The organism is Lelliottia sp. RWM.1, from assembly GCF_016859735.1.
In the GTDB taxonomy this organism is placed as follows: Bacteria; Pseudomonadota; Gammaproteobacteria; order Enterobacterales; family Enterobacteriaceae; genus Enterobacter.
Window position 1 is genome coordinate 15,835 of sequence record NZ_WLVC01000032.1, and the last position, 24,834, is coordinate 40,668.

25 protein-coding genes are annotated in these 24,834 nt (G+C 53.0%); 8 read left to right on the forward strand and 17 right to left on the reverse strand.

Annotated elements, in window-relative coordinates; translation table 11 throughout:
- Position 1 precedes the first annotated feature (1 nt).
- The 4 genes from nrdE to GF617_RS19175 form a co-directional block, all read right to left on the reverse strand.
- Positions 2-2,146 carry a class 1b ribonucleoside-diphosphate reductase subunit alpha gene (gene nrdE, locus GF617_RS19160; protein WP_181620486.1) on the reverse strand — a complete coding sequence of 715 codons (2,145 nt, stop codon included), beginning with the start codon at positions 2,144-2,146 and terminating at the stop codon, positions 2-4.
- Positions 2,119-2,529, reverse strand: coding sequence for a class Ib ribonucleoside-diphosphate reductase assembly flavoprotein NrdI (gene nrdI / locus GF617_RS19165; protein ID WP_203452279.1), 411 nt, complete (start codon positions 2,527-2,529; stop codon positions 2,119-2,121). Before nrdI ends, nrdE begins: the two co-directional genes overlap by 28 nt.
- Complete coding sequence (gene nrdH / locus GF617_RS19170; RefSeq protein ID WP_203452280.1) at positions 2,526-2,780, reverse strand: glutaredoxin-like protein NrdH; 255 nt, start codon at positions 2,778-2,780, stop codon at positions 2,526-2,528. The genes nrdI and nrdH overlap by 4 nt, the downstream gene beginning before the upstream one ends.
- A 253-nt stretch (positions 2,781-3,033) precedes the next feature.
- The gene (locus tag GF617_RS19175) at positions 3,034-3,360 is read right to left on the reverse strand and encodes a DUF883 domain-containing protein (RefSeq protein ID WP_181620483.1); all 327 of its coding nucleotides are present in this window, start codon (positions 3,358-3,360) and stop codon (positions 3,034-3,036) included.
- 160 nt (positions 3,361-3,520) lie between these two features.
- On the opposite strand from GF617_RS19175, the gene GF617_RS19180 reads away from it, so the two are divergent.
- A complete protein-coding gene (locus GF617_RS19180; RefSeq protein WP_181620482.1) occupies positions 3,521-3,865 on the forward strand; it encodes a DUF2002 family protein in 345 nt (114 codons plus the stop codon).
- A 32-nt stretch (positions 3,866-3,897) separates the two neighbouring features.
- On the opposite strand, the gene alaE is transcribed toward GF617_RS19180, so the two are convergent.
- The gene (alaE, locus tag GF617_RS19185) at positions 3,898-4,347 is read right to left on the reverse strand and encodes an L-alanine exporter AlaE (RefSeq protein WP_181620481.1); all 450 of its coding nucleotides are present in this window, start codon (positions 4,345-4,347) and stop codon (positions 3,898-3,900) included.
- A 641-nt stretch (positions 4,348-4,988) separates the two neighbouring features.
- On the opposite strand from alaE, the gene stpA reads away from it, so the two are divergent.
- Positions 4,989-5,393, forward strand: coding sequence for a DNA-binding protein StpA (gene stpA, locus GF617_RS19190; RefSeq protein WP_181620480.1), 405 nt, complete (start codon positions 4,989-4,991; stop codon positions 5,391-5,393).
- Positions 5,394-5,436: 43 nt separating this feature from the next.
- Here the strand turns inward: stpA and GF617_RS19195 are convergent, their stop codons facing one another.
- The 3 genes from GF617_RS19195 to GF617_RS19205 form a co-directional block, all read right to left on the reverse strand.
- The gene (locus GF617_RS19195) at positions 5,437-5,616 is read right to left on the reverse strand and encodes a hypothetical protein (RefSeq protein WP_181623822.1); all 180 of its coding nucleotides are present in this window, start codon (positions 5,614-5,616) and stop codon (positions 5,437-5,439) included.
- Positions 5,617-5,719: 103 nt separating this feature from the next.
- On the reverse strand, positions 5,720-6,241 hold the full coding sequence (locus tag GF617_RS19200) for a rhodanese family protein (protein ID WP_181620479.1): 522 nt from the start codon (positions 6,239-6,241) through the stop codon (positions 5,720-5,722).
- A gap of 9 nt (positions 6,242-6,250) precedes the next feature.
- Positions 6,251-6,550: a helix-turn-helix transcriptional regulator gene (locus GF617_RS19205; protein ID WP_181620478.1), complete on the reverse strand. Its 300-nt coding sequence runs from the start codon at positions 6,548-6,550 to the stop codon at positions 6,251-6,253.
- Between the two features lie 179 nt (positions 6,551-6,729).
- Between GF617_RS19205 and GF617_RS19210 the strand changes: the two genes are divergently transcribed.
- Positions 6,730-6,888 (forward strand): YqaE/Pmp3 family membrane protein, encoded by a 159-nt coding sequence (locus tag GF617_RS19210; RefSeq protein WP_181620477.1) that lies wholly within the window; start codon positions 6,730-6,732, stop codon positions 6,886-6,888.
- A 6-nt stretch (positions 6,889-6,894) separates the two neighbouring features.
- Here GF617_RS19210 and GF617_RS19215 read toward each other — a convergent pair whose 3' ends face one another.
- The gene (locus tag GF617_RS19215) at positions 6,895-7,497 is read right to left on the reverse strand and encodes a short chain dehydrogenase (protein ID WP_203452281.1); all 603 of its coding nucleotides are present in this window, start codon (positions 7,495-7,497) and stop codon (positions 6,895-6,897) included.
- Between the two features lie 97 nt (positions 7,498-7,594).
- Between GF617_RS19215 and GF617_RS19220 the strand changes: the two genes are divergently transcribed.
- Positions 7,595-8,476, forward strand: coding sequence for a LysR family transcriptional regulator (locus tag GF617_RS19220; RefSeq protein ID WP_203452282.1), 882 nt, complete (start codon positions 7,595-7,597; stop codon positions 8,474-8,476).
- 31 nt (positions 8,477-8,507) lie between these two features.
- Here GF617_RS19220 and GF617_RS19225 read toward each other — a convergent pair whose 3' ends face one another.
- Positions 8,508-9,068, reverse strand: a complete 561-nt coding sequence (locus GF617_RS19225) for an Ail/Lom family outer membrane beta-barrel protein (protein ID WP_181620474.1) — start codon at positions 9,066-9,068, stop codon at positions 8,508-8,510.
- A gap of 72 nt (positions 9,069-9,140) precedes the next feature.
- Here GF617_RS19225 and GF617_RS27375 point away from each other — a divergent pair, with 72 nt between their 5' ends.
- Complete coding sequence (locus GF617_RS27375) at positions 9,141-9,269, forward strand: hypothetical protein (RefSeq protein ID WP_255547693.1); 129 nt, start codon at positions 9,141-9,143, stop codon at positions 9,267-9,269.
- On the opposite strand, the gene GF617_RS19230 is transcribed toward GF617_RS27375, so the two are convergent.
- Genes GF617_RS19230 through GF617_RS19250 form a run of 5 tightly spaced genes read right to left on the reverse strand, consistent with a single transcriptional unit; the run spans position 9,262 to position 20,098 of the window.
- Entirely contained in the window at positions 9,262-9,663 is a 402-nt protein-coding gene (locus GF617_RS19230) for a hypothetical protein (protein WP_249415107.1), read from the reverse strand. The genes GF617_RS27375 and GF617_RS19230 overlap by 8 nt on opposite strands.
- Complete coding sequence (locus GF617_RS19235; RefSeq protein ID WP_181620473.1) at positions 9,623-9,982, reverse strand: hypothetical protein; 360 nt, start codon at positions 9,980-9,982, stop codon at positions 9,623-9,625. The genes GF617_RS19230 and GF617_RS19235 overlap by 41 nt, the downstream gene beginning before the upstream one ends.
- A gap of 15 nt (positions 9,983-9,997) precedes the next feature.
- A complete protein-coding gene (locus GF617_RS19240; RefSeq protein ID WP_203452283.1) occupies positions 9,998-17,926 on the reverse strand; it encodes a hemagglutinin repeat-containing protein in 7,929 nt (2,642 codons plus the stop codon).
- Complete coding sequence (locus GF617_RS19245) at positions 17,919-18,467, reverse strand: toxin-activating lysine-acyltransferase (RefSeq protein ID WP_203452284.1); 549 nt, start codon at positions 18,465-18,467, stop codon at positions 17,919-17,921. Before GF617_RS19245 ends, GF617_RS19240 begins: the two co-directional genes overlap by 8 nt.
- Positions 18,467-20,098: a ShlB/FhaC/HecB family hemolysin secretion/activation protein gene (locus GF617_RS19250; RefSeq protein ID WP_181620470.1), complete on the reverse strand. Its 1,632-nt coding sequence runs from the start codon at positions 20,096-20,098 to the stop codon at positions 18,467-18,469. The genes GF617_RS19245 and GF617_RS19250 overlap by 1 nt, the downstream gene beginning before the upstream one ends.
- 437 nt (positions 20,099-20,535) lie before the next feature.
- On the opposite strand from GF617_RS19250, the gene GF617_RS19255 reads away from it, so the two are divergent.
- From GF617_RS19255 to GF617_RS19265, 3 genes are all read left to right on the forward strand, one after another.
- Complete coding sequence (locus tag GF617_RS19255; protein WP_181620469.1) at positions 20,536-21,717, forward strand: PLP-dependent aminotransferase family protein; 1,182 nt, start codon at positions 20,536-20,538, stop codon at positions 21,715-21,717.
- An 88-nt stretch (positions 21,718-21,805) separates the two neighbouring features.
- On the forward strand, positions 21,806-22,324 hold the full coding sequence (locus GF617_RS19260; RefSeq protein WP_203452285.1) for a hypothetical protein: 519 nt from the start codon (positions 21,806-21,808) through the stop codon (positions 22,322-22,324).
- Positions 22,325-22,493: 169 nt separating this feature from the next.
- Positions 22,494-22,955, forward strand: coding sequence for a GyrI-like domain-containing protein (locus tag GF617_RS19265; protein WP_181620467.1), 462 nt, complete (start codon positions 22,494-22,496; stop codon positions 22,953-22,955).
- A 49-nt stretch (positions 22,956-23,004) separates the two neighbouring features.
- On the opposite strand, the gene nudI is transcribed toward GF617_RS19265, so the two are convergent.
- Together nudI and GF617_RS19275 are read right to left on the reverse strand one after the other, a co-directional pair.
- Complete coding sequence (nudI, locus tag GF617_RS19270) at positions 23,005-23,430, reverse strand: nucleoside triphosphatase NudI (RefSeq protein WP_181620466.1); 426 nt, start codon at positions 23,428-23,430, stop codon at positions 23,005-23,007.
- Between the two features lie 232 nt (positions 23,431-23,662).
- Entirely contained in the window at positions 23,663-24,832 is a 1,170-nt protein-coding gene (locus tag GF617_RS19275; protein WP_181623820.1) for an HlyD family type I secretion periplasmic adaptor subunit, read from the reverse strand.
- Positions 24,833-24,834 lie beyond the last annotated feature (2 nt).

A 24,834-nucleotide genomic window follows, 5' to 3' on the forward strand; every position in this document is an offset into this window, starting at 1 on the left:
CTTACAGCGCGCAGGACACGCAGCCTTCGATTTCAGTACCTTCCAGCGCAAGCTGGCGCAGGCGAATGTAGTACAGCGTTTTGATACCTTTTTTCCAGGCATAGATTTGCGCCTTGTTGATATCGCGCGTGGTGGCGGTATCCGGGAAGAAGAGCGTCAACGACAGCCCCTGATCCACATGTCTTGTGGCTTGTGCATAGGTATCAATGATTTTTTCCGGGCCGATTTCGTAGGCATCCTGATACAGCGCCAGGTTCTCGTTAGTCATAAATGGGGCAGGGTAGTAAACGCGGCCGGTTTTACCCTCCTTGCGGATCTCAATTTTCGACACTATCGGGTGAATGCTTGATGTGGCGTGGTTGATATACGAGATCGACCCCGTCGGCGGTACGGCTTGCAGGTTCTGGTTATAAATGCCATAACGCATCACGTCATCGCGCAGTTGTTGCCACATATCGCGGGTCGGGAGGGTTATTCCTGCATGGGCAAACAGCGCCCGGACCTTCTCTGTTTTCGGCTGCCAGTCATTTTCCAGGTACTGGCTGAAATATTCACCACTGGCATAGCGTGACTGCTCAAAACCGACAAAACGCTGGTTGCGCTCTCGCGCCAGCTTCATTGAGGTATTCAGGGCATGCCAGGTAATGGTGTAAAAATAGAGGTTGGTGAAATCCAGCCCTTCCGGGCTGCCATAGGCAATACCTTCGCGGGCCAGATAGCCATGCAGGTTCATCTGTCCCAGTCCGATGGCGTGTGAGGTGGCATTGCCCGCTTCAATCGACGGCACGCTGCGGATATGGCTCATGTCAGAGACTGCTGTCAGCCCACGAATGGCGGTTTCTACCGTGCGGCCAAAATCGGGTGAATCCATTGTATGGGCGATGTTCAGCGAACCGAGGTTACAGGAGATATCTTTGCCGATGTCCGCGTAATCGAGGTTCTCGTCAAAGGTCGACGCGCTGTTGACCTGCAAAATCTCCGAGCACAGGTTGCTCATATTGATACGCCCGGCAATCGGGTTGGCGCGATTTACCGTATCTTCATACATGATGTACGGGTAGCCAGATTCAAACTGGATCTCGGCAAGCGTCTGGAAGAAATCACGGGCGTTGATATATTTTTTGCGGATACGATCATCAGCAACCAGCTCGTCATACAGCTCGCTAATCGCCACATCGCCGAACGGTTTACCGTAAATGCGCTCAATATCGTAAGGTGAGAACAGCGCCATCCCGGCATTTTCTTTCGCCAACGCAAACGTAATATCCGGGATCACCACACCAAGCGACAGCGTTTTGATGCGGATTTTTTCGTCGGCATTTTCGCGTTTGGTGTCCAGAAAACGAAGGATATCCGGGTGATGTGCATGCAGATAGACCGCGCCTGCACCCTGACGTGCACCAAGCTGATTGGCATATGAAAAAGCATCTTCCAGCATCTTCATCACCGGGATCACCCCAGAGGACTGGTTTTCGATGCGCTTAATCGGCGCACCCGCTTCACGCAGATTCGAGAGCAAAAATGCCACGCCACCGCCACGTTTAGAAAGCTGCAACGCCGAGTTCACCGCGCGACCAATTGATTCCATATTGTCTTCAATACGAAGCAGGAAACATGATACCAGCTCGCCGCGCTGGGCTTTACCGCAGTTGAGGAAGGTGGGTGTCGCAGGCTGAAAACGCCCACTGAGGATCTCGTTCGTCAGTTGTTGTGCCAGGTGTTCGTCACCCTGCGCCAGCGTCAGCGCGACCATCACGGTACGATCCTCAAAGTGTTCCAGATAGCGTTTCCCGTCGAACGTTTTCAGCGTGTAGCTGGTGTAATATTTCCACGCACCAAGGAAGGTCTGGAAACGAAAACCACTGGCATGCGCGTGCGCGAACAGCTTCACCACGAAGGCGCGGTCATAGCGCGTCAGCACGCGTTCTTCGTAGTAACCTTCAGCGACCAGATAGTCGAGGCGTTGCTCCTGACTGGCAAATGTCATGCTGTTAGGCAAAACATGGGCGGCAAAAAAGGCGTCCACCGCGTCATGATCTTTCCCGAACTGAATACGCCCCTCACGATCGTAGAGGTTAAGCATGGCGTTCAGGGCGTGGTAATCCCCGGTTCCCTGAATTACACGTTCTGCGGTTGTCGTTGCCAAAATTCGTTCACTCCTTTACGCACGTTCTCTACGTCCTGCTGTGCCCCCATCAGTTCAAAACGATAGAGATACGGCACGCCGCATTTTTGAGAGATCACATCCCCGGCGCGGCAAAATGCATCGCCAAAGTTGCGATTGCCTGCCGCGATAACGCCGCGGATCAACGCCCGGTTATGTGGATTATTAAGAAAGCGGATCACCTGGCGAGGTACTGCTCCCGCCGTTCCACCACCGCCATAGCTGGGAACAACCAGAATGTAAGGTTCGTCTACCTGAATACGTTCGCGCTCATTTAGCGGGATCCGTACTGCAGGCAGCCCGACACGTTCAATAAACCGAAGCGTGTTTTCCGAGCTGCTGGAGAAGTAGACCAGGCAACTCATGCACTTGTGACCTGGCTGGAGAGGCGGTTAATCATATCCGGGCGGAAACCTGACCAACTGGTTTCGCCTGCGATAACCACCGGGAGCTGACGAAACCCTTGTGCTCGCAGAGTGTCTGCGGCATCTGGCGCTAAATCCACGTTCACCATCTCAAACTCGACGCCACGGCTTTCCATCGCGCGTTTGGTGGCGTGGCACTGGACACAATCGTTACGAGTGTAAATAGTAATGCGCATGATTCGTATTTCCATTTAAAATGAGAGAGCGGCGCGAATGTTCGCGTCAGATAGCGTGTGTCTTGCTAAAGAGAATACTAGATGTAGTTGAGATAAGTTTCAACCATACAAGATATGGGAAATTTAGGGTGATTGAGCCACGGTGATATCCACAGGGGGGCGTGGCGGGCTGTACGGGTTTTTCAGGTATTCAGACGGAAAAAACCCGATGTCGGGTGAGCATCGGGGAGTTGTTTTTTGCGTGTTGCTGTTTACGTCTTATTACGTCTTACTTTCTCAGGCTGAGCAGAGCGCCTACCACAATACCTACAGCCGCGACCGTCCCGAGTGCACAGAGCGGCCTCTCCCGGACGAAGGTATTTGCGCAGCCGATCGCATCGCAAGCGGCCTGAGTGGGGCGTGAACGTCCATTCATTCGTGCCCGGGTTTCACGCAGCAGAGACTGAGCCTTACGTTTTGCGGCATCTGCTTCGTCCTTCGCATCTGAACCCAGAGACTTCAGTACATCCTCAAGTGTATCCGCTAGTTGACTGACATCATTACGAATATCCTGGGCGTCGTCGTTAATATCGTTTCGGTTCGGTCTGTTAAACATACGATCCTCCATAATTTTGCGTTCCCATTCAGTTTAGCCCAGGATTTTAATATCTGAAGCGAGTCACGACTTATCCGGGCGTTTATGGAATATTCTGAAAGCACTGCTAATGCTGAATACTGTAAGGTTGCCGGGCAGGAAAAGATAACGAGGATTAAATATGTATTTACGACCTGATGAGGTGGCGCGCGTTCTTGAAAAAGCGGGATTTACCGTGGATGCTGTGACACAAAAAGCCTATGGCTATCGCCGCGGTGAGAATTATGTTTACGTTAACCGTGAAGCGCGAATGGGGCGTACGGCTCTCATTATTCATCCTACGCTGAAAGACAGAAGTCTCTCATTTGCTGAACCTGCCTCGGATATTAAAACCTGCGATCATTATCAGCAATTCCCGCTCTATTTAGGCGGAGAAAGGCATGAACATTATGGTATTCCGCACGGTTTCAGCTCTCGCATGGCGCTGGAGCGTTTTCTGAAGGGATTGTTTGGCGAACCGCAGTAAATCTGCGACTGGCATTAGCCAGTCGCACTGCATCATGCTTTGACGTGGTTGTACTGGCTGACCTTGAACAGGCGGCGACAATAGTCGAGAAAATAACCGTAAACCACCCCCATCAACATTGAAACAACGATATTTGAACTTACCGCAGCCGCGATTTGATGCCAGTCAGCACCTACAGTCAGTAAAATCGCTACATAAACGGGAGACTGGAAAGTGACGTACGCCAGAACGTCGGCCAGGTTCTTCATCCAGCCGGATGGGCTGATACGACGGGCAACGCGCATGATGGCGTCGCGGTAAAATCCGTAAGGCCATGCAATAAGGATGTTCACCGGGATGGCAACAAGCCGAGAGGAAAGTGATTGCTCGAAGGACATTCCGGAGAGGAATATTTCGATCAGCATGTTCACAACGGAACAGTAGACAACCATCGCGAATGTATCCGCTACTGCATGGCGCAGGCGAGACTGCGGTGAGAACATGTCTGAACTCCTTGAGAAAAACATAATATCGTTACTCTGCCCGTGGTGATTTAGTGCTTTAGGTTGGATTATTTGACGTGTATAGCGTATCTATCTACATTGAAACTAACAATTAGTGATTAATTTTTATTTAATGGCGTTTTGTCCACAAAATTCTCTAAAATTGATGATTTGCGGCTCAGGTCGTTATTTTCTGTTTTATTGATACTTATATTCTTTTAAATCAATATATTACATTATTTTGCATAGTCTGTTCAGAAGGGGCGTGCTCTTACTCAGCACGTGATTCTTTGTGTTGATTTAAAAATATCCTCTTAGTGATGATTGTTCTTTTTTGTTCGATTAAGTAGTGAAAAATGCTGCAGCGGTGTGTTTTGTTTTATTCATTTATATTGCATGCATATTCACGCCATTAGCAGGAGTGAAACACGTATCACTGGCAGTGCTTCAGAGGGGACGATAGCATCAGGTGTAATAATGTGATGCACTATCAGAAAATGAGAAGGGTATTTAAATTAAATATCTTTTTAAGAATACGTAATAATGTGTAAAAGGAACGATGGGTGGATATTTAAAGGGAAATGAATTATTCTGTCCGTTGATTTTTCGACTTTCCCACAAAGAAAAGGTTTTCAATTAATATGTCTTTGACGTTACAGAATCTTAATAATATCCGCACGCTTCGCGCGCTGGCGCGTGAATTCCCTATTGATGTTCTTGAAGAAATGCTGGAAAAAGTCAGGATCGTTACTGAAGAGAAACGTAATGAACAGGCGGAATTTGAGCAGCAGCGTGCTGAGCAGCAGGATAAAATTAATGCTCTGCTGGAACGCATGAAAGCCGATGGTATTTCACCTTCCGATCTGCTGGGTTCTGAAGTGAACCTCGTGGGTCAGCAAGTGAAAAAACGCAAAATCCGTGAAGCGAAGTACCGTTTTACTGACACTAACGGTGAAGAGAAGACCTGGACGGGTCAGGGCCGTACGCCTAAACCGATTGCCGCTGCACTGGCAAACGGTAAATCACTGGATGATTTTCTGATTTAATCAGAAGATACCGGGCGGAGAAATCCGCCCGGTTGCTTGTCTTTTAGCAGACGCCAAAGTCACCATCTTCGGTATAAAGCGCCACATCTGCTGCTTTCAGTGTGAATTTCTCACCTTGTTCATTGCTGGCCTGTACCGCCACCACGCTATCGCCATTCACTTCGAGCACTTTCAGTTTTGGGCCGCCCATACGCGGTTGCACATAATCGCCGACAGAAAACATCATTACCTCCTGATCATTGTTGTGTTCATCACCTTAGCCCACGCTTGTTGCGGGGTACAGTGCATTCCACCGATTACTGCTAAAGCGTAAACCCACGTGCTGCTTAAGGGGTACGCCGGTTCCACGGCATGACATTAAGCAAGCGTGCCATCCCGCAAAAACCGGTTACACCGGCAAAGAGTAGGCCGGCCCCGACAAATGCGCTCAGTAAGAAAAAAGCCTCTGAAATACTGTAGCCCAGCACCACGCCGCACAAAATTAACAACCCGGCGGCAATTTGCACCTGGCGCATGATCGGCAATGGCTGGGATCGGTCTTCTGCGGTCAACAATCCAGCCTGCTTCCAGCCCTGAATACCGCCTTCCAGGATATATCCCTGCGCCGGGGAGGCTGCCTGGGACAGTAGCGCGGCATTTCCTGACGTGCGAGCGCCAGACTGGCAGTGAAAGATCACTGTTTCGCCTGACTGAGCCGACAGCCCGGCAGGCAGTGTTCCCAGAGGAACGGAATGCGCAGCGGGTATATGTTCTCGCGCATATTCATCGGTATCACGGATATCAATAAGCGCTGCACCTTCAGAGATGAGCACTTTTGCCTGCTGCGGACTGATGACGGGAAGTGACATGACATCTCCTTAGGGACAATAAAGGGTTTTGAGGGTGCTGATTATCTGGTTCACCGCATCGCTTTTGATGAAATAAAGGATGCGTTGTGCATCACGTCTGCTGTCAATAAGCCCTTCATCTCGCATCTTCGCCAGATGCTGGGACGTGGCGGAGGCGCTTAAGCCTGTGGCGCGTGCCAGATCGCCAGCTGAGGTTCCCGGCGTACCGCACAGCATGCACAGGATCAGCAACCGTTTCGGGTTGCTCATCGCTTTCAGAAGGGTTGCGGCCTGTTCTGCACTGGCCTGGAGCTGATCAAGTTCGTTCATTTTATTTTAGCATTTACTTAATTAAGGTGATGCTAAACTAAGGGGGTGTATTAAGCCAGTGTCAAAAGCGTAAAAGAGGGTAAAAAGGCGAAGGGGAAATGGCGCAGCCAGCTAAACTGACTACGCTTAGAGATGGTTCTCTTTTTTACAATCAATTGGTTAGCTTGCACGGAGTATTTATGGGTTTTTGGCGTATCGTTTTTACCATTATTTTGCCGCCGCTTGGCGTGTTGCTCGGTAAAGGATTTGGCTGGGCATTTATCCTGAACATCCTTCTGACATTACTGGGCTATATCCCCGGCCTTATCCACGCCTTCTGGGTGCAAACCCGCGACTAAGTTAGCTCAGTAACCGACCTTATACACCCGCCCGGTTTGCACGCCTTCCACGCTCCGGCGATAGGCCTGGGCCACTGCTGCGGCGGGTACACTTTCAAAACCGGGGAAGAAGCCGTCATACGCTTTGGCGGATTCGGTGAGTACCGTTGGGCTTATCAGGTTGATACGGATCCCTCCGGGCAATTCACAGGCGGCAGCCCGTACAAACCCTTCGAGCGCAGCATTCACCGTTGTGGCATTCACGCCCTGGGCAATAGGTTCATGGGCCACGATACCGCTTATCAGGGTGATGGAGCCGCCTTCGTTCAGGTAGTGCTGTCCGGTCAGTGCCAGGCGCACCTGCCCCAGCAGTTTATCCTGCAAGCCCAGGTTGAAATCGCTGTCTTTCATGGTGGCGAGCGGGCCGAAGAACAGACCACCACTTGCCGAAACAATTGCATCCACCTTGCCAATTTTGTCGAACAGGGCCAGCACGCTTTCCTGAGATGTAATATCGACCCGATGATCGCCCTGTGTACGACCCACGCGGATCACTTCATGATGACGGCTCAACGTTTCCGTTACCGCCCGACCGACTGTACCACTGGCCCCAATAATGACGATTTTCATAGCAGACTCCTTATGTTGTGAGCCTTCATTCTTTAATAAATAAAAAGTCAGATAAACTGGCCTAAAGTTAGAAGATTGCTAACCAGGAGTTTGTAATATGGATAAGTTACGCGGCATGGAGACGTTTATTGCCGTCGTCGAAAGCGGCAGTTTCACTGGTGCAGCGTCACGGCTTGAAATCTCTGCGGTGATGGTGGGGAAATATATCGCTCTGCTGGAATCGCAGCTTGGTACACGTTTGCTCGAACGCAATACCCGTCGCCAAAGCCTGACGGATGCAGGACGGGTCTATTTTGAAGAGGCAAAGCGTGTACTGGAGCAGGTTGCCGTTGCAGAAAGCGCCGTGGAACGGCCCCGCGCGACACCTGCGGGCACGCTTCGTGTGAGTGCGCCAACCTCTTTTGGCGGCTGTGTTGTTGCCCCGCTCACCGCCACCTTTTTGCAGTCTTTTCCTGATGTAAGGGTTGAGCTGGATCTGACCAACCGGCGGGTGGATCTGGTGGATGAAGGTGTCGACCTGGCGATCCGTATTGGTGATATTCATCAGGGCGATCTGGTGGCGAAATACCTTTGCCCGTATCGGATGGTGATTTGCGCCTCGCCTGATTATTTAATGCGTCACGGCACACCACAAACGCCAGCCGAGCTGGTGGATCACCTGTGCCTGTCGCATACGGTCTGGACGGCACGCAACGAATGGCGATTGCCCGGAACAGAAGGGGAGGTGCGCTGGAAACGTGACGCTATTTTACGGTGTAACGATGGTTATGGTTTAAGAACGGCAGCCATTGCCGGAGCGGGTTTGCTGCTACAACCTGAAGTGCTGGTGGCGGAAGAGCTGAAGAACGGTCGTCTGGTGCGCGTGCTGGAGCGTTACACTCCGGCGCCAAGGCCGGTACATCTGCTGTGGCGACAAGATCTACGCCCGTTGCCGAAGTTGACGCAATTTATTGCCCATCTCTTAAAACATACGTCATAAATTCCTCTCCCTGGCAGGGAGAGGAATACCATCAGAAACGGTAGCCCACGCCGACGTTAAAGCCATTAATTGCGCGACCGCCATCCAGATCGGCATGCGTTCCTTCGTAGCCGACATTAATCGCCAGGTCTGGAATTGGGTTGAATTGCACGCCAGCACCATATGCGAACGAGGTCGCTTTCTCAGAAATACTGTCTTTCTGAGTATAGCCATCGCCTGAGTTCACCCATTTGGTATCGCCGTCCGCTTTGGTGCGAGCAACACCGCCTAATGCATACAGAGAAACATATTCGTTAATACGGTATGCCGGGCCAACCAGCAAAGAATAGTATTTTGCTTCGACATGGTTTTTCACCGAGTCGGAATCCACATAATAATTCTCATCGTGATCGCCGCTCATATAGGTGAATGAACCGACCGCGCTCCAGGGCGAATCCCACTCGTAGCGGTACTGAACGTTAACGCCGCGAATATTTTTAAAGTCTTCAACTTTGCTCTGCGCATAGCCAACTGAAACAGTCTGGTTATCCGCCAGAGCAGCGCCGCTTGCCAGACTCGCTGCGATCAATACCGCCAGAGATATTTTATTCATTTCCGTCATCCTTATAGCCATTTTTATAGTGATCATGCTGAATATATCCAGCAAAGATGTCATGGATATTCCATGGCAAATGAAGCGGTTAAATTGTTGTTTTTTTTGATAGATGATGAAATGGGGAATAATCCTAAAGGTCAGATTGTTCCTGGTATTTTCCTCCCCTATATTGGTAGGGGAGGAGGCGGTTTTAATTAGGGCAAAGTCCAGTCGGTTTTTTGAGGGGACCACATGCATCAAAACCGTAAACGTTGTAACCCTTATTTTTCATACAGGTGAAAATGTGCTGCATCCATTGCGATTGTTGCTGTAGCGTTTGATCATCACGCTGGTTATTTAATCCCCAATTTTTATCATCGAGGTTTTCACTGCGACTCACGCCACAATCATACAGATCTTCCTTACGTTGGCGGATATTGGTCCAGCCGGTGGCATCCACTTTTTGGAAAAGCTGAATCCAGGGAACGTATTTGTAGTTCGACGAATCCATATCGGCGACAACGCACCCTGTCAGCAGGCAACATAAAAACAGCAAGCTCTTATTTAGCATCTCAGTTAGGACATAATCCGGTTGGTGCTTTTCGCGGACCACACTCAGAAAAACCATACACTTTATAGCCTTTCTCTTCCATGCAACTGAGTATATTGTCTCGTCTGGTGTTGAATTGTTCCTCGGTTTCTTGTGCCATTTTTCCATTCAGGCTCCAGGAGCCGTTATCAAGATCCGCGTGCGGGTTAACGCCGCAGGCGTACAGATCAGCTTTACGCTGTGACACGTTTGTCAGGCCCGAGGCCTGAGGTTTCTGGAATACCTGGATCCATGGAACGTAATCGTAATTGGATGAATCCATATCGGCGACCACACAGCCCGATAATATAAAGGTACAGGCTATTACGCTCAGCGTTTTCATTGTGTCATGTCCTTTTTAGTGAGTGGCAAAAATAAATTGCAGCAATTCCGGAGAGACAACTTCGCTTAATGCAAAAGGCGCAGCTTGCGGAATCGCAGCATAGGTCCAGACTTCTGCCGCTGTGTTCGTAAAGTCGCTACGTCTGCGGGAGGTATTGCCTGCATCATCATAAAAGCCCGGTAACTGGCCGCCAATGAAATCATGCGTTCCGGCAAAACTTTCGACCGTTGTATCGAAGAAATCACCTTTCAGCGTGCCCGGTTTATAGCTGATATCCCCGAACAGTCCCCCAGCCCCCTGCAACCCACCGGTATAACCGTACAGACCTTTGGCATCTTTGCTGCCCAAAATATCCTTCAGGGTAGGGTTTTCTTTATCGCCTTTATAGCTCACCCTTCCCTGGGCATCATATGCCAGCAGCGGCACGCCATGAGCATCTGTAATATCTTTGCCGTTGGCATCGACTTGCGTTACGCAGCGCGTGTTAGATTTTCCGCAGATGATATCCAGTCCAACCCTGACACCGCCCAGTTTCAGGCCATCGTAAGCACCACTGACAGCCGAAACATTGCTCAGCAACGTTTCATCCGTTCCAACGGCTTTGATTCCGGGGAAGAGGAATGAGTTCTTCGCTGTCTCTTCACGCAGTTTTGTGGCCGCCATGACCAGCGTGCCTTGTGTGATCGCGGCTTCCGGTGATCCGGCAACGATGCCGACCAGCGTCTGCAGTAAGCGGCGCTGGTACTGTAGCTTATAGATCTCTTCAAGGGCGGCATCACGTTTTACGGTATCGCCTGAGACAATGGCCTCCTGGAGTGCTTTTCGTGCTAAAGCCTGTTTGTCATCGATCAGTTCGCCAATCTGGCGATTCGCATTCTCTTTGAAATCGCGCGTCACGCTTACTTGCAGGTTCAGCTCTTTGAACACATCTCCCCGGTCAAAGTTATTCGCAAGCTTGCCGGAGTTCGCGGCGGCGGTTTCGGTGGTGATATCGGTCTTCACACCCTCGACGGCTTGCTGCTGACCGTCCGGCCGGGTGATCGTGATATTGCCTGTGTTGATCCCACTGCGGGTAGTGGAGCTGTCGCTGCCGCTGTCGTGGCCAATCCCGAAGGTGATATTTTTATCCAGCGACGCATAGCCGTCAGCCAACTGTGTTTTGCCATTTTCGTCGGTCACGGTTTTGCTACTCTGTGGTGCGGCATTTTTTCCCAGCCCCATATTAGTGTTCATGCTCATGGAGCCACCAATCCCGAAGCCGTTGCCTTCAAATTCAGCGCTGTTGTGCAGATCGCGCCAGCTTAGCGTGCCGGTGCTGAACTGGTTTTTACCCGCCAACTCCGCGCTCTCGCTGGAGGTGATAAGCCCGCCGATCAGGTCAGTATTGTCTTTTACATTGATGTTGTAGCCATCACTTCCCGCAAAGACGCCGGACTGCTCCTGCACCGAGGCATAATTGGCGTTGACCTTCGACTGGCTATAGTTGCCGGAAGCCGCAAACCCATAGCCCACGGTGACCTGGCCGCCCATGCTTTTCTGCTCGCCTTTATAGGTCATGGTGTCTTGCAGACTTTCGATGTTGAGGTTTTCGGCCGTGATATCGACACCTTTGCCCAGTAGCTGGCCGCCGCGCAGGGTGGTATCGCCGCCACTGATGATGCGGGTCTGGCTTTCCATATCCCCAACGTGGCTGTTGCGCCAGGAGACTTCATCGCCATTGCCGTAACCTTTTCCTTTATTGGCGCCAGCCGTGATCCCAAACGATGCCCCGCCCTGACCGTAACTGACTGCCACACCGGCGTTCCAGCCGCTGGAGTTATCTGTACTGCGGTCGTGGCTCTCCTGTTGCGCGGCAACAATGTTGATGTCGTTATCGGCAAACAGCGTGGTTCCCTGTTTACCGCTGACGTCTGAACCGATGATGTTGATATCTGATTGGTCGCTACCCGTCGCGACCACCACAGCCTGTTTCCCTGCATTGACTTTACTCGCCAGGGCCGTCGTACTGTCATTGGTCTGGGTGTGTGTTTGCTTACTTTCGCCATAGGTTAACGACACGCTGACGTTCTGGGCCACGGATTGCGCCCCGTTCGCCATCACGCCCTGGGCGGCATTCATCATTGTGCTGGCCGCGCGGGCACTGTCCCATGCGGCGTTTGCAGCCGCCAGCATGTTGATTCGATCATCGTTACTTTGCCCGACTTTCTGCGTTGAATTCATCACGCTCTGCAACGCCTGAACCACCGGAATATTTACCGCGAGGGTAAAGCCTTTCTGCTCAACGGTGCGTTTGTACTGGGAAGCGTAAGTATTTTCCGCCGCCTCAATGGTGACGTTTTTCCCCTGAATACCGACGCTACCATTTGGTGAGGCGACGGTACTGCCCGTCTGGCGGTAATCATTGCCTGCCATCAGGACCGTGTCACCTTGCAGGCTTCCCACCATTGTGCCTTGGCCTGCCAGTGCCTGGCTTGCCTGTTCTGTCGTCTCTTTGTGTGAACCGATGGTGAAGCCAATGCCGCCTGAGCTGAGAAGACCAGATTTTTTCTCCTCCTTCAGATGGGTTTCATTGTTGCGACCGCCCATGCTGGTGAGCGTGAGGTCATTACCGGCACGCAGCGCCACGTTACCGGTTCCCACCACGCTACTGCCTGCGACGGTAAGATTATTTCCGGCGGCGATATTCACCGAATCGGCGCTCAGTTCACTGCCCTGAACGGTTTGTCTATCCACGGTATCGCGGGTTTTCGTGGTGGTTTTCGACAACCAGCCGTTACCGCCCACGACTTTATGTCGCTCGTCCAGTTGGCTGTCGTTGAGTACGCCTTCAATGTTCACATCGTGCTTCGCCCCCAGTGCCAGCGCGCCGTCAGATGTCATCGAGGCGCTATGGGCGTTGATATCATTACCCGCCAACACCGTTACGCCGCCGGTTCCGCTGACGGTACTGCCGGTATGATCCACACTGCTCTGTTTCAGCGTGTTATCGGCATCCCAGACCAGGTTATCGCTGCGCGCGGTCGTGACTGTTTCCAGATTCACATCACGCCCGGCGACAAGCTGCGCTTTGCCGTTCTCGCCGCTGGCAATGACCTGCGCACCGGTGAGCGTAATGTCACGGCCGGACTGCAGAGCCAGCTTGCCATCGTCGCCTTGCACGTAAATACCGGAAACGCTGTCGATGGTGGTACGGGCGAAGCTGTTTTCACCGTTCTGGCTCCGGGCGCTGGTGGTGGTGGTGGTGACGTTTATGTCGCGACCGGCGTTTGCCAGAACGCTGTTGGCGCCAACAATTGCGCCCCCAATGTTATTAATATCGGTTCGGGCATTGAGGTTTACGTCTGCCGCCTGAATAGTGCCGGACTGGTTGGTGATGTTGTCCGCATCAAGCTGAAGCACTTTACGTCCGGCAATGGTCCCGCTGTTGAACAGATCGCCGCTGAGCTTCATCGATACGTTGTTCCCGGCAATCAGCGCGCCGGAACCGTCGATATCACCAGGTTTCACTTTGGCATAAACCTGTGGAACGAGGACGGTCTGCATGGAGCCATCCGGCATTTTGACCTGCGTGTTCACAAGCCAGACAATGTCACCGGTCAGTAGCGCCATTTGCTCCGGTGTGAGCGCCACGCCAAGCTTGAGGTTGTACTGCTTGCCAAAGGTGATCCCGGTATCCATCAGCGATTTAAACTGATCTTCATCGTTACTGAAGCCATCAAGATAACGCTGGCCGGTAATGCCAATTACCTGCTCACGGACCAGTCGCTGCTCATAGTAACCATCGCCAAGACGTTTGAGCGTCCCGTCGCCGTCCGTCGTAAAGGCATTTTGCATGTAATCACTGCCGAGCCACTGCCGCTCGTTAGTAAAGCGCGGGTCTGTCTCTACCAGATAAGGGACATCTGATGACGGGTTAACCTTAAACAGGCTGCTGTCCGGCAAGGCCGTGTTGGGGCCAAAAATACGGATCACACCTTCTGCCGGGGTTACTTCAAATTGCTGGCCTGCAGGAGGCGTGACCGGCTCGTTCGGATTCACCGTTTGTTGTGCTTTGGCGTTCACGCCAGCGGCCTGGTCAATCGTCACGCTAGTGCCCTGTAACACCCGCGGGGTAATACTGAGGTTACTGCCTGACACGCTGCCGTTGCTCACCACCTGGCCAGGCTTCAGGGCAATACTCTGGATAGCCGTTGGCGGTGTGTAAGCCGTGGTGCTACGTCCTTGCTCGTCGTCGCCTTTGTGACGAATACGGTAATAGTGCGTCACGCTGCCACTGTCGGTGGTATGGCGTTCACCAGGCACGTCTTCGTTCTTCACGGTTCCTAATTTGTCGATCTGAAGCGTACCGCCCGCAATGACCTGGCTCTTATCGTTAAAGAGCCGATCGCCCGTCAGCGTCATGCTGCCGCCAGAGAGGATCTTCGCCGGGTCGGTCTCTTTGATACGTGTCTCTTCGACAGTGCGAGTGTAGTCGTACTGGTTAAAATTATCGTTCCCGTGACCGGTACGCTCCGGGGTATTGAGGTTACGCAACCCATCGGCGGAATTGCCATCAACCCATACGCCATCGTCGCCCGCTTTCCAGCGGCTGGTCGAGCCGGAGTGCTGATATTCGGTCAGGGGATCCTGGGAAATCATCACCAGTTCGGTGGAGAAGTTATCGTTGATATTGTTGATTTGCGAGGCGGCAATGGTCATGTCCCCCGCAGATTCAATGGTCGAGCTGTGGTTGTTAAGGGCGGTTGCGCGTCCGCTTGCCGCGCCATTTTCATCCAGTAAGCCGCCAATCTGCATCGCACCCGCACTGTAAATCAGCCCATGGCCGACATTGTTGAGCGTCTGGATGCCCAGATCGACGCGTTCGCGCCCGGCGAGGGTCGCCGCTGTGCCATTTTCCGCGAGGTTATTAAAGGTGACGGCGTTAACGCCCACCACATCACCATAAATACGTCCGGTTCCGATGTTGGTTAGCGTGTTGGCATTGATCCGGGTCTGGATCCCGTCAATCAGGCCAGAGTTTCGCACCGTGTCCGTTGTGTTCAGCGTATTGCTTCCGGCATTGATTTCACCGCTGGCAAGGTTGGTGAGATTGGTGCTCTGTACGTCCAGTTTACTGCCCGCCATCAGCTTGCCGCTGTTGGTGATATCGCCTTGCGTTGTGAGGCTCAGGTTGCCGTTGGCGATGGTGCTTCCACTGTTGGTCACGCTGTTGCGACTGTTCAGCGTCATATCCCCCAAAGAGAGAAGCTGGCCGCTGCCGTCGAGAGTATCTGCCTGCACGTTAAGCTTTTCACCGGCCTTCACCGTACCGCCCGCGTTGATAACCTCCAGGTTATCGCCGTGAATATCCAGCGCGCCCGCAGAGGCTAATGCGCCCGTACGGTTGTTGAGTGTGCCGCCGTTATGGATATCCAGGGATGTACTGGCGAGGATGCTGCCGCTCTGGTTATCGAGGGCATCGGTATTGAGGGCGATACTTTGGCCTTCCAGCCCCTGATTGTCACCGAGCGTGTTCTGGTTAACGACATCAAGCGCATTGACGGTCAAATTTTTACCGCTGCGAATCAGCCCGGATACGTTGTCCACCAGGCCTTTGGCGCTGTCGAGCAGGAGATTGCCGACAGTCTGGATCTGCCCGCCACTGTTTTGCAGATTATCGGTATGCAATGTGGCATCGGACTCGCCAATCACGCGTCCACCACTGCGGTTATCAATCTCCGTCGCGGAGATGTCTGCCGCGCTGGTTGCCGCCAGCGTGCCGGCCTGGTTATTCAGGTTATTTGTTGAGAGATTCAGTGCGCCCAGGCTGTTGAGCGTACCGGAGGCGTTATCAAGCGTGCCCGTGGTCATGTTAACGCCGTTCCCCTGGATCACCCCGGAGGCGTTAACTGTCTGACGGACTGCCTCCAGAGAGACGCCTTCAACGGCTGCCAGTTGTCCGGTTGTGTTATTGAGCGAATCTCCGCTAAACGCGAGGCTTGCCCCGGAGAACGTCACCCCGTTGCTGTTATCAAATTCGCTGCCGTTGAGCGTCATTGCACCAACGGATTTTACTGCGCCATCGGCATTGTCCAGCGAAGAGAAGGTCGCCCTTAAGGCATGATTCGCACCAATCTGGCCACGGTTGTTCTTAATGCTGTCACTTCTGAGGCTGAAATCGCCGTCGCTTGCCAGGAAACCTGCCTGGTTATTCAGCCTGCCACTTTCAACCTGGAGTGAACCTTGAGAGAGCAGGGAGCCTGACTGGTTATCCAGTAAGCCATTGCCAAGCGCAATTGTGGCGTTGTTGGCCACAACGACGCCTTGCTGGTTGTTAAGCCCTGCGGCGGTGAGGCGCTGCGATTTTGCCGCTTCAATACGCCCCTGGGTGTTATTGATGGCTTGTTCGCTCTGAATATCGCTATCACCCGCTGCGGCGGAAATCAGCCCCTGCTGGTTATCAAGGGTTCCGGCCAGTCTGGCGGTCAGTGTTCCCGTACCACTCTGGATCAGCTTGCCTTTCTGGTTTGTCAGCTTTTGCGCATTCAGGTTGATGTGATCGGCACTCAACAAACCGTCGTTGTTGTTAATCGCGTTAAGAGTACGGATGTTCAGCTCGCGGGCATTCACTTTCGCGCTTGCCGCGTTCACATCTCCCGCGCCGCCATCAAGGAGAACACGTTTAGCCTGTGTCTGGCCGCCGCTGATATCAATACCCTGAGCGCTGGCGGTAAGATTCCCCCCCGCCAGTGTCTGCCCTTGCGCACTGAGCTGCCCGCTGGTGTTCAGTTGCAAATCGCCTGTATCGGCCAGTTTACCGTCACTTTTCACCCCGGCTGCCAGCACGCTCTGCTTGCTGCTGGTAAGACTGGCCGCGTTGACTTGCGTAGTGTTGCCCGCGGTCAGCATGCCGCTATTCACGAACTCGCCGGTTGTCTGGATAGTGGCGTTGTCGCTGGCGCGAAGGGTTCCGCTGTTCTCGATGCGACCATCTGCCGTGAGGGTAACGTTACCTGCCTGAGCGCCCATTGCGCCGGCATTCCGTACCCCGACCCCGCGTTCCGTACCGACCATGCGGATTTTACCGGCGTACATACCGCCCAGGCTGGAAACGTCCACCGCCAGCTGTGGGCGCGTTGTGGCATCATCACTGCCCTTTTCGATAACGTCGTGGGCGGCATCAACGGTGTTTCGCCCGGTGGTCACTTTCAGGTCATTGGCCCACAGCCCGGCATTCACCTTCACAGAACGGGCGATAATGTCGGTGTAGTCCGCGCCTGAGGTATCCATCCCGGCGCCCTCAATCGCCACTTCCCCGCGTTCGACTTTAAACCCGGTGAGGTTGCCGTCTTTCATTTGCGCCTGACCAGTGGTCAGCGTTGCGCGGTTGGCGTTAATAAAGCCGCAGCCACTACAGGTAATGCCTGCCGGGTTGGCAATCACCACCTGTGCTTTTTTGCCTGCCACTTCGATCATGCCGTTCAGCTTGCTCGGATCGCGCGAACTGACTTCGTTCAGAATGATTTTGGCTTCACCTCTGGCGAGCCACGGGTTTCCGGCAACCATGCCGCCGATGTTGGTCTGCACATTTTTGTGCGAGTTGTTGAGGATCGCCCCTTTCTGGTCCACATCGAACTGGGTGTAGTTGTTGCGTGATACCCCAGCGCCGGATGGCGTCTGAATATTGACCTGCGGCGTGCCGTTGGCGCTTTGCATGACGGTTGGCTGCTGGTTTTTCGGCGCGCCAGCATCGGCGACAATGGCGGCCTGCGCTGTCTGTATTGCGCCCATTGCCAGCCACAGGCTGAAGCTGATGGCGCTCACTTTGCTGATAAGGTGGCTGTGCGTATGCCCGATCCCGGAAGAGTGAGAAGAACCGGCGCGGCCTGAGCGGGCGATATCCGCCACGACCATCGGCATGCCGCGCGCTTTGTTGAAGACAATTCGGTACAGGTTCTTATTCATGGTGCGTTCCTTTCAGTGCTTCCGGCAGGTTGACGGTGAGCGGGTGTTTCTGTTGCCATTCCTGGGCCTGATCACGGCTGATGTGTTTACCGTGGAACATGACGACACGCTTGCCGCGTTCCTCCCCCCGGTGATACAGGGCGCGCCAGCAGTGGTCGGGAAAGATATCGTTGCGGACCAGCGTGCTCATGGCGGCGGTGTGGCCGAACGGGGCAATCCAGTCGCAGAACCAGATCCGGTCGCCGCTGTCCCAGTCTTCCTCTTTCATTTCGATCGACGGGCGGGTGAGGTAACGCGCTTCCGACTCTTCGTTGAGCCATGCCCAACTGAGGAAAAACACCGGCTGGTCGTTTTCGGCAACCAGCACATACTGGCGGCGCTTGATAATGGGGAGCAGCAGGGTCGGCAAGGCATGAAGCGGGGCGTCACGGTGCATGGGGGAGTGCATCCACAGCCAGACGCTTGCCCCCAGCACTTCTGCTTCACTCTCTTCACCGCCCAGGATCAGGGGGGCTTTGATATCCAGATTTCCGACGCGCATTACCAGCTCCAGTTGAGGTTAAAGCCGAGAGTGACCGGGCTGGTGCTAAATCCATCCGGTTTCGAGAAAGGTGTTCCGACGAACAGGTCATAGCCGGTGTTAAAGGCACTTCCGCGCAGCCCCGCCACGCCACCGGCCAGGTGTTTACCAATCAGATAGTCCGAGCTGTAACCGCCCACTTCGCCGTAATCCGCGCCGAGATAAAGTTCCTGGTTAGGCAGCGGCGTGCGCCATGCCAGATCGTTACGCACATACCAGCCGTGGCTGGCGCTAAGGGTGCGCTCCCCGTCAAAGCCACGAACTGTCCAGCGGTTGCCGATAGAGAACTGATCCTGCGGTGTCAGCGGCGTGTTGCTCATCTGGCGCAGGTACTGCACGTTGTAGCGGAAGTTTTGCGAACCCAGGGCAAACGGCAGGTCGAGCTGGGCGTTGAGCTGGATGATTTTACTGAGTGCGGTGGCGTCGCCGGTATACTCTTCCGGTGCGGGCTGAGCGCCAAACCAGCGCGTCCCACGCTGATAGCTGATCCCGGCATCCAGCGTGGCGGCGCCAATGTAGTGACGGTGATCCAGACCCACGCGCCAGCCTGCGGTCTGACGGCGCTGAACGCCCACTTCGGTGTCATCGATGTAGTTACGGGTTTCACGCGCCATAACGTCGTAAGTGAAGGTGGTTTTCTGCGTGCCGCTGCGATGTAAGACACGGCTTAACTGCGCGTTGAGGTTTTTACTTTTGCCGCTGTAGCGGTAATCCTGGTAGAGGCCCGCGACCGTCTGGTGATAGTCGTAATCACTGGCGGTAATGCCAAACATCCAGTAGCCAAAGGGGACGGAATAGTGCGCGGTGTAGTTTTTGCTGCCTTTGCCCTTTTTATCGTCCAGGTCGTGGCTGGCAGAAACGTAGAGCAAATCGCTCAGTGAGAAAGGGTTATCCAGCGACAGTGTCGCGCCACCCTGATAGCGCCCTGTTGTTCGGGTCCCGGCATCGTCCAGCGACAGACCAAGACGCCACATTTTTTTCTGCTTACGGGTGATTACCACGTCGCTCTCGCCCGGCTTTTCACCGGGGAGGATCTCCATATTGGCTTCAACGGTAGGCAGACGTTGCAGGTTTTCCAGCCCTTGTTCGATGTCCCGCAGATCCAGCAGGTTTCCCTCATGAGCCGGGAATACGCTATAAAGCTGAATGTAATCGTCGCTCTTTTCCGTCAGCTTTACGTGGCGAATGTTGCCCGGCATGATGGCAAGTTTTAACGTGCCACTTTTCAGATCCTGAGAGGGGGCGAGCACGCGGGTGGTGATCCAGCCGTGATCGACAATGCGGTTCTGCATTGTACTCATCAGCAGGTTGATCCCTTTACCACCCAGACAGCGACCTTGTGCCTGGTTAGCAATACGTTGCAATGGCAGCCAGTGAGGAAGGGCGTCCTGACCACTCAGTTCGACACGTTGGATCACAAAGCAGGGGGTTTCCGTAGGAAAGTCGATTTTGCCAAAACTGGAAGACGGTTCAGAGAGGCGAACGTCAGGCACGGGCGGCGTCAGCTGTTGCTCAAGTGCTTTCTGACGTTGCTGCTGAATAATAAATTGATTATCCGGTTTATCCGGCTCAGCAGCATGGGCAGAAAACATTAAAAGCGCACCCGTGGCAGTGGATATTATTATCGTTAAATTATGTCTGGCTATCATCTGACTTTCCGTGTGATGTAAGGAAAATGGATACAATGTGAAGTTGTGTAAGATTGTTTAAATATTAGCGAGGGAATAAAAGGGGGATTAATCCTAAAGCTCAGAGGATTCTGAGCCTGAATATCCTTAAATCTGGTAGGTCAGGAATGGGCGGGAATAATGTTTGTGTTTAGTTAAGAATAAATGCGATATATCCCTGAGTGAAATAGGACAAGTATTACGTTGACGGGAATGTGTCCGCTATCTCAGAACAACACGCGCTGAACATCGCAGAAAAGCCAACCCTGGCGTCGCCTGTCATGGCGACAAAAGTGATTATCAAACTTGCAGACATGTGCTACTAAAGATGGGCACACCATAAAAAATAAGGTTACAAGAGAATGTCTGTGAGTAAACTCGCCAGCAGTGCGCAGGGCCTGCAATCATCCGCCATCCGTGAATTATTAAAACACAGTAAAATGGCGGGAGTGATTTCGCTGGGTGGTGGAATACCAAACCCGGCGCTTTTCGATCATGAAGGCCTTAAAATAGCCGCAGATGCGGTCTTATCTCAGCATTTTGGCGAGGCATTTCAGTATGGTCTGACCGAGGGATATCCTGGACTTCGGGAGGCCATTCAACAGATTTGTGCCGATCGTGGAATAACCTGCCATGCCGATGATGTGGTTGTTACGTCCGGTTCTCAACAATCTCTGGATGTGCTGGCTCGCGCACTCATTAATCCGGGCGATACCGTTGTTGTCGAACGGCCAACGTATCTTGCTGCATTGCAGGTATTTGGGCTGGCGCAGGCGAATATTGTCTCTGTCGGTACTGATGGCGATGGGATGAAGGTCGACGAGCTTGAAAGACTGGTGGCGAATAAAACCATCAAGGCTGTTTATATTGTCCCGACATTTGGTAACCCAGGTGGCGTAACGCTTTCAGAGATCCGTCGTAAACAACTGGTGGAATTATCAAAAAGGTATGACTTCGTTATTATTGAAGACGACCCCTACAGCGAAATTAATTATACCGATGAAGTATTCCGCCCTTTACTCGCCCATGCGAAAGCCATCGGTAATGAAGATAATGTGGTTTATACCTCAACCTTTTCCAAAATACTGGCGCCAGGCACACGTGTCGGCTGGCTGGTTGTGCCGGAATGGCTGAAAAGGGCAGTGGTCAACCTGAAGCAAACGACCGATTTACACACCAGTACCTTGTCGCAGCTGATGACATATGAGTACCTGAAAACCGGTCGTCTGGCAGGGCAAATTAAGATGATTCGCGAAGCATATCGCCAGAAATACCAGACGTTCGCTAATGAGCTGGAAGCGGAACTGGGCGAGGTGATGTCGTTCCATAAGCCTAAGGGTGGGATGTTCCTGTGGGCTAAAATGAACAACGGCATTAACACCACTCGCTGGCTGGAGAAAACGCTGAGCAATGGTGTGGTATTTGTTCCTGGAGAGTTCTTCTACTGTAATGAGCCGGATCACACGACGCTACGGATGTCGTTTGTGACACCAACGGATGAAGAACTGAAAGAAGCGGTAAGGCGTCTGAAAATTTCGCTCTAAACCGTATTGCGCATTATGGCTATAGGGCCGTAATGCGCGTAATACTTATCGAATCGACTTTCCTCTTCACACCGCCAAGGTGAACGTCATGTTCGAGCTTATTATCGGCATCCTTACTCACACGCCCGTCTGGGTGTGGGTATTATTCGTCTTTCTGATTTCTCGTGGCATAAAAGCCCGCAAGCCCGCCACGGTTGCGCTGGAGAAACTCGCGATTATTCCGGCGATATTTCTTATCTGGGATATTTATGATCTGCTGATGTATCGCCAACTGAACGTCACGAATAGCGCGTTATGGATAGCGGGAATACTGGCTGGCGCGGTATTAGGCTATGTGATGATTAAGCATGCAAGGGTGGTTCGCGCCCCGCAACCCCGCAGTATTTACCGACAGGCGGATTATTCGGCACTGCCGTTTATGATGCTGGCGTTTCTGGTGAAATATGTCCTCGGCGTGATGAATTCCCTCTCCCCGGAGACGTTGCTGCAACCTGCTATGAGCGCATTTGCGATTGTCTCCGGCGGTCTATTTGCGGGCGTATTTATGGGGAAATTTGTTCGCTACGTGGGGGCGTATCTTACAGGCCTGCCTCAGCAGGAGGGGTAACGTAACACGATTCTCCTGCTGAAAATGGTAGGGAAGAAAAAGCGACGATAATGATAAAGAACAAAGTTCGTCAGTCCGCGCTGCTTCTATTGTGTCATGCCGACTCTGGCGGCGGAATGGCTCCGGATGTGATGAGCCTGGACAATAAAAGAGTAGCGAAGGGGACTTTATGAGCTTACGGTTTGAAGATGCACAGCCCCGACAGGTTGTTTGCCTGCGGGTGGGTGGACCGTGGAATGAAACGGTTCCGAAAGGGTTCAGCGATATTCTGTCATGGGCGAAAGGGCAAAACCTCTCTTATGACGAGGCGCTGGTCTTTTACTGGGACGATCCAGCAGAAACCGACGCTGATGCCCTGCGCGCGGATGTGGCCCTGACGATGGACCCGCAAACGGTGTTATCCACAGACGGAACGACATTACGCCAGGAGACTGTGCCCGCAGGTTTATACGCTGTCTGGCATGCGGTTGTCAGCGACGGAGCTTATGCCAAAGCCTGGAACGATCTTTACGCCGCGGTTGAAGAGAGTGAGTATGTCTTGTCGCGCGGTGTCTGCTTTGAAAAATATCTGTGCGATGGTCGGGACGGAAACTGGGATATTGAGATTTGGCAGTCTGTTGAACCGAAATAAGCCGTGGAAACAGAGCCGGAGTGAGTTTGCCCCGGCTTTTTAGTCTGAATTACAGTAACCCTTTCTGGGCGAGCGTTATCCGTGTTGCCTCGTTGAGATCCAGCGTTTGCAGTGCCTCTGGCTTAACCCATGCGATCTCCTGAAACTCTTCGTTGAAGGTTATCTCCCGGTTGGCGCTGATGCAGTCGAAGATCAGGTAGATCATATAAATTTCTTCTGTGCTGCCATCGGCATAGGTTTTCACCCGAATGTCATCGCGAAACGCCCAGGGTTTCACGTCAGTAATCACCAGCGCCTCACCCAACTCTTCACGGATTTCACGACGTAGCGCCTGCTCCATCGTTTCACCTGGCTCCATTCCACCACCCGACAGGGCCCACTGGCCGGGAAATACGCCACGGTCATCGGCCATTTTGCACAGCAGATAAGCCCCGTTATTCTGGATAACTGGACAGACAATCGTTCGTTGACGCATGGTTTCTCCCTGAAAAAAGGTCGCATTTCGTAAAGTCATGGACTGTGATTATGCCACACCGGTTTTGCCAGGCTTTCGCGTCGCCCGAACCTTTGTGACGGTCTTTATGCTGTACCCACAAGCCCCGGATATTGACGTTTTGTAAGCCAACACTCACCCATGGTATTAAACACGTTCGCCAGTTTAGCGGCTATGTCGGCGGTCAATTTACGAATAAGCATTACCCAGAGCATCATCGCTCCCTCAGCGCCTCTTTCGCTCGGTTAAATGGTTTAATCATATAGTCGAGCACGGTTTTCTCGCCGGTTTTGATATCCACCGTCGCAATCATCCCCGGTACTATCGAAAAGTGTCTCCCGGCTTTATTCATCAGGTAATCCTGGCTGGTGCGAATAAAGACCCGGTAATAGAACACTTCTGGTTTCGCTTCGTCCTGAATAGTGTCTGGCGAAATCGTCTCGACCACGCCGTGCAATCCACCGTAAATCGCATAGTCGTAGGCGGTGATTTTCACCAGCGCATTTTGCCCCGGATGAATAAAGGCGATATCGCGTGGCGACAGGCGGGTTTCAATCAGCAGGTGGTCGTCCACCGGTACAATCTCCATCAGTTCACCATTGGGCGGGATCACTCCGCCGATGGTGGTCACTTTGATGTTTTTCACAATTCCGCGCACGGGGGAACGGACGGTCAGACGGGTGACGGAATCTTCGCGTCCTTTAAGAATGGCTGAGAGCATATCGACTTCGGCGTTGGCCTTCGAAAGCGCCTCGCGCGCCTGCACATAGTACTGGGATCGCACGTCGGTGAGCTTCAGCTCCAGATCGCTTTTTTGACGTTGCAGCCGGAGCACTTCAACGTGACTGGCTGCGCCCGTTTTTACCAGTCGCTCGGTGATGGCCAGCTCTTTGTTGGCTAACCCCAGGGCAGAATTCAGCTCTCGCTGAGTGTCTTCGAGTTGTGCGCGGCGGGATTTGTAGAGATGCGTTTCCGTTGCGAGAAGGTCCGGCCAGGCTTTCAGGGTATCCGGGAAGAGCAGAGGACGATCGTTAACTTCCGCCGTCAGGCGGACGCTGGAGGCCAGCGATGCGCGGTAACGCGCGGCGCTTTCACCCACATTAGATTCCGAACGTGTCGGATCGAGCCGGGCCAGCACCTGTCCCGCCTGAACCTGATCACCTTCGTGTACGCTAAGTTCTGCAAGGATCCCGCCATCGAGCGATTGCAGAACTTGCTCCCGCGAGCTTGGGATCACTTTGCCTGTTCCAGTGGAGACTTCATCCAGAATGCCATGCCACGCCCAGACGCCCGTGACAATAAACAGCAGCAATGTCCAGATGACGATGCTGCGCGCACCGGTGTAGCCGCTTTCTGAATCCAGTGAATTATCCAGGTCGTCCATGA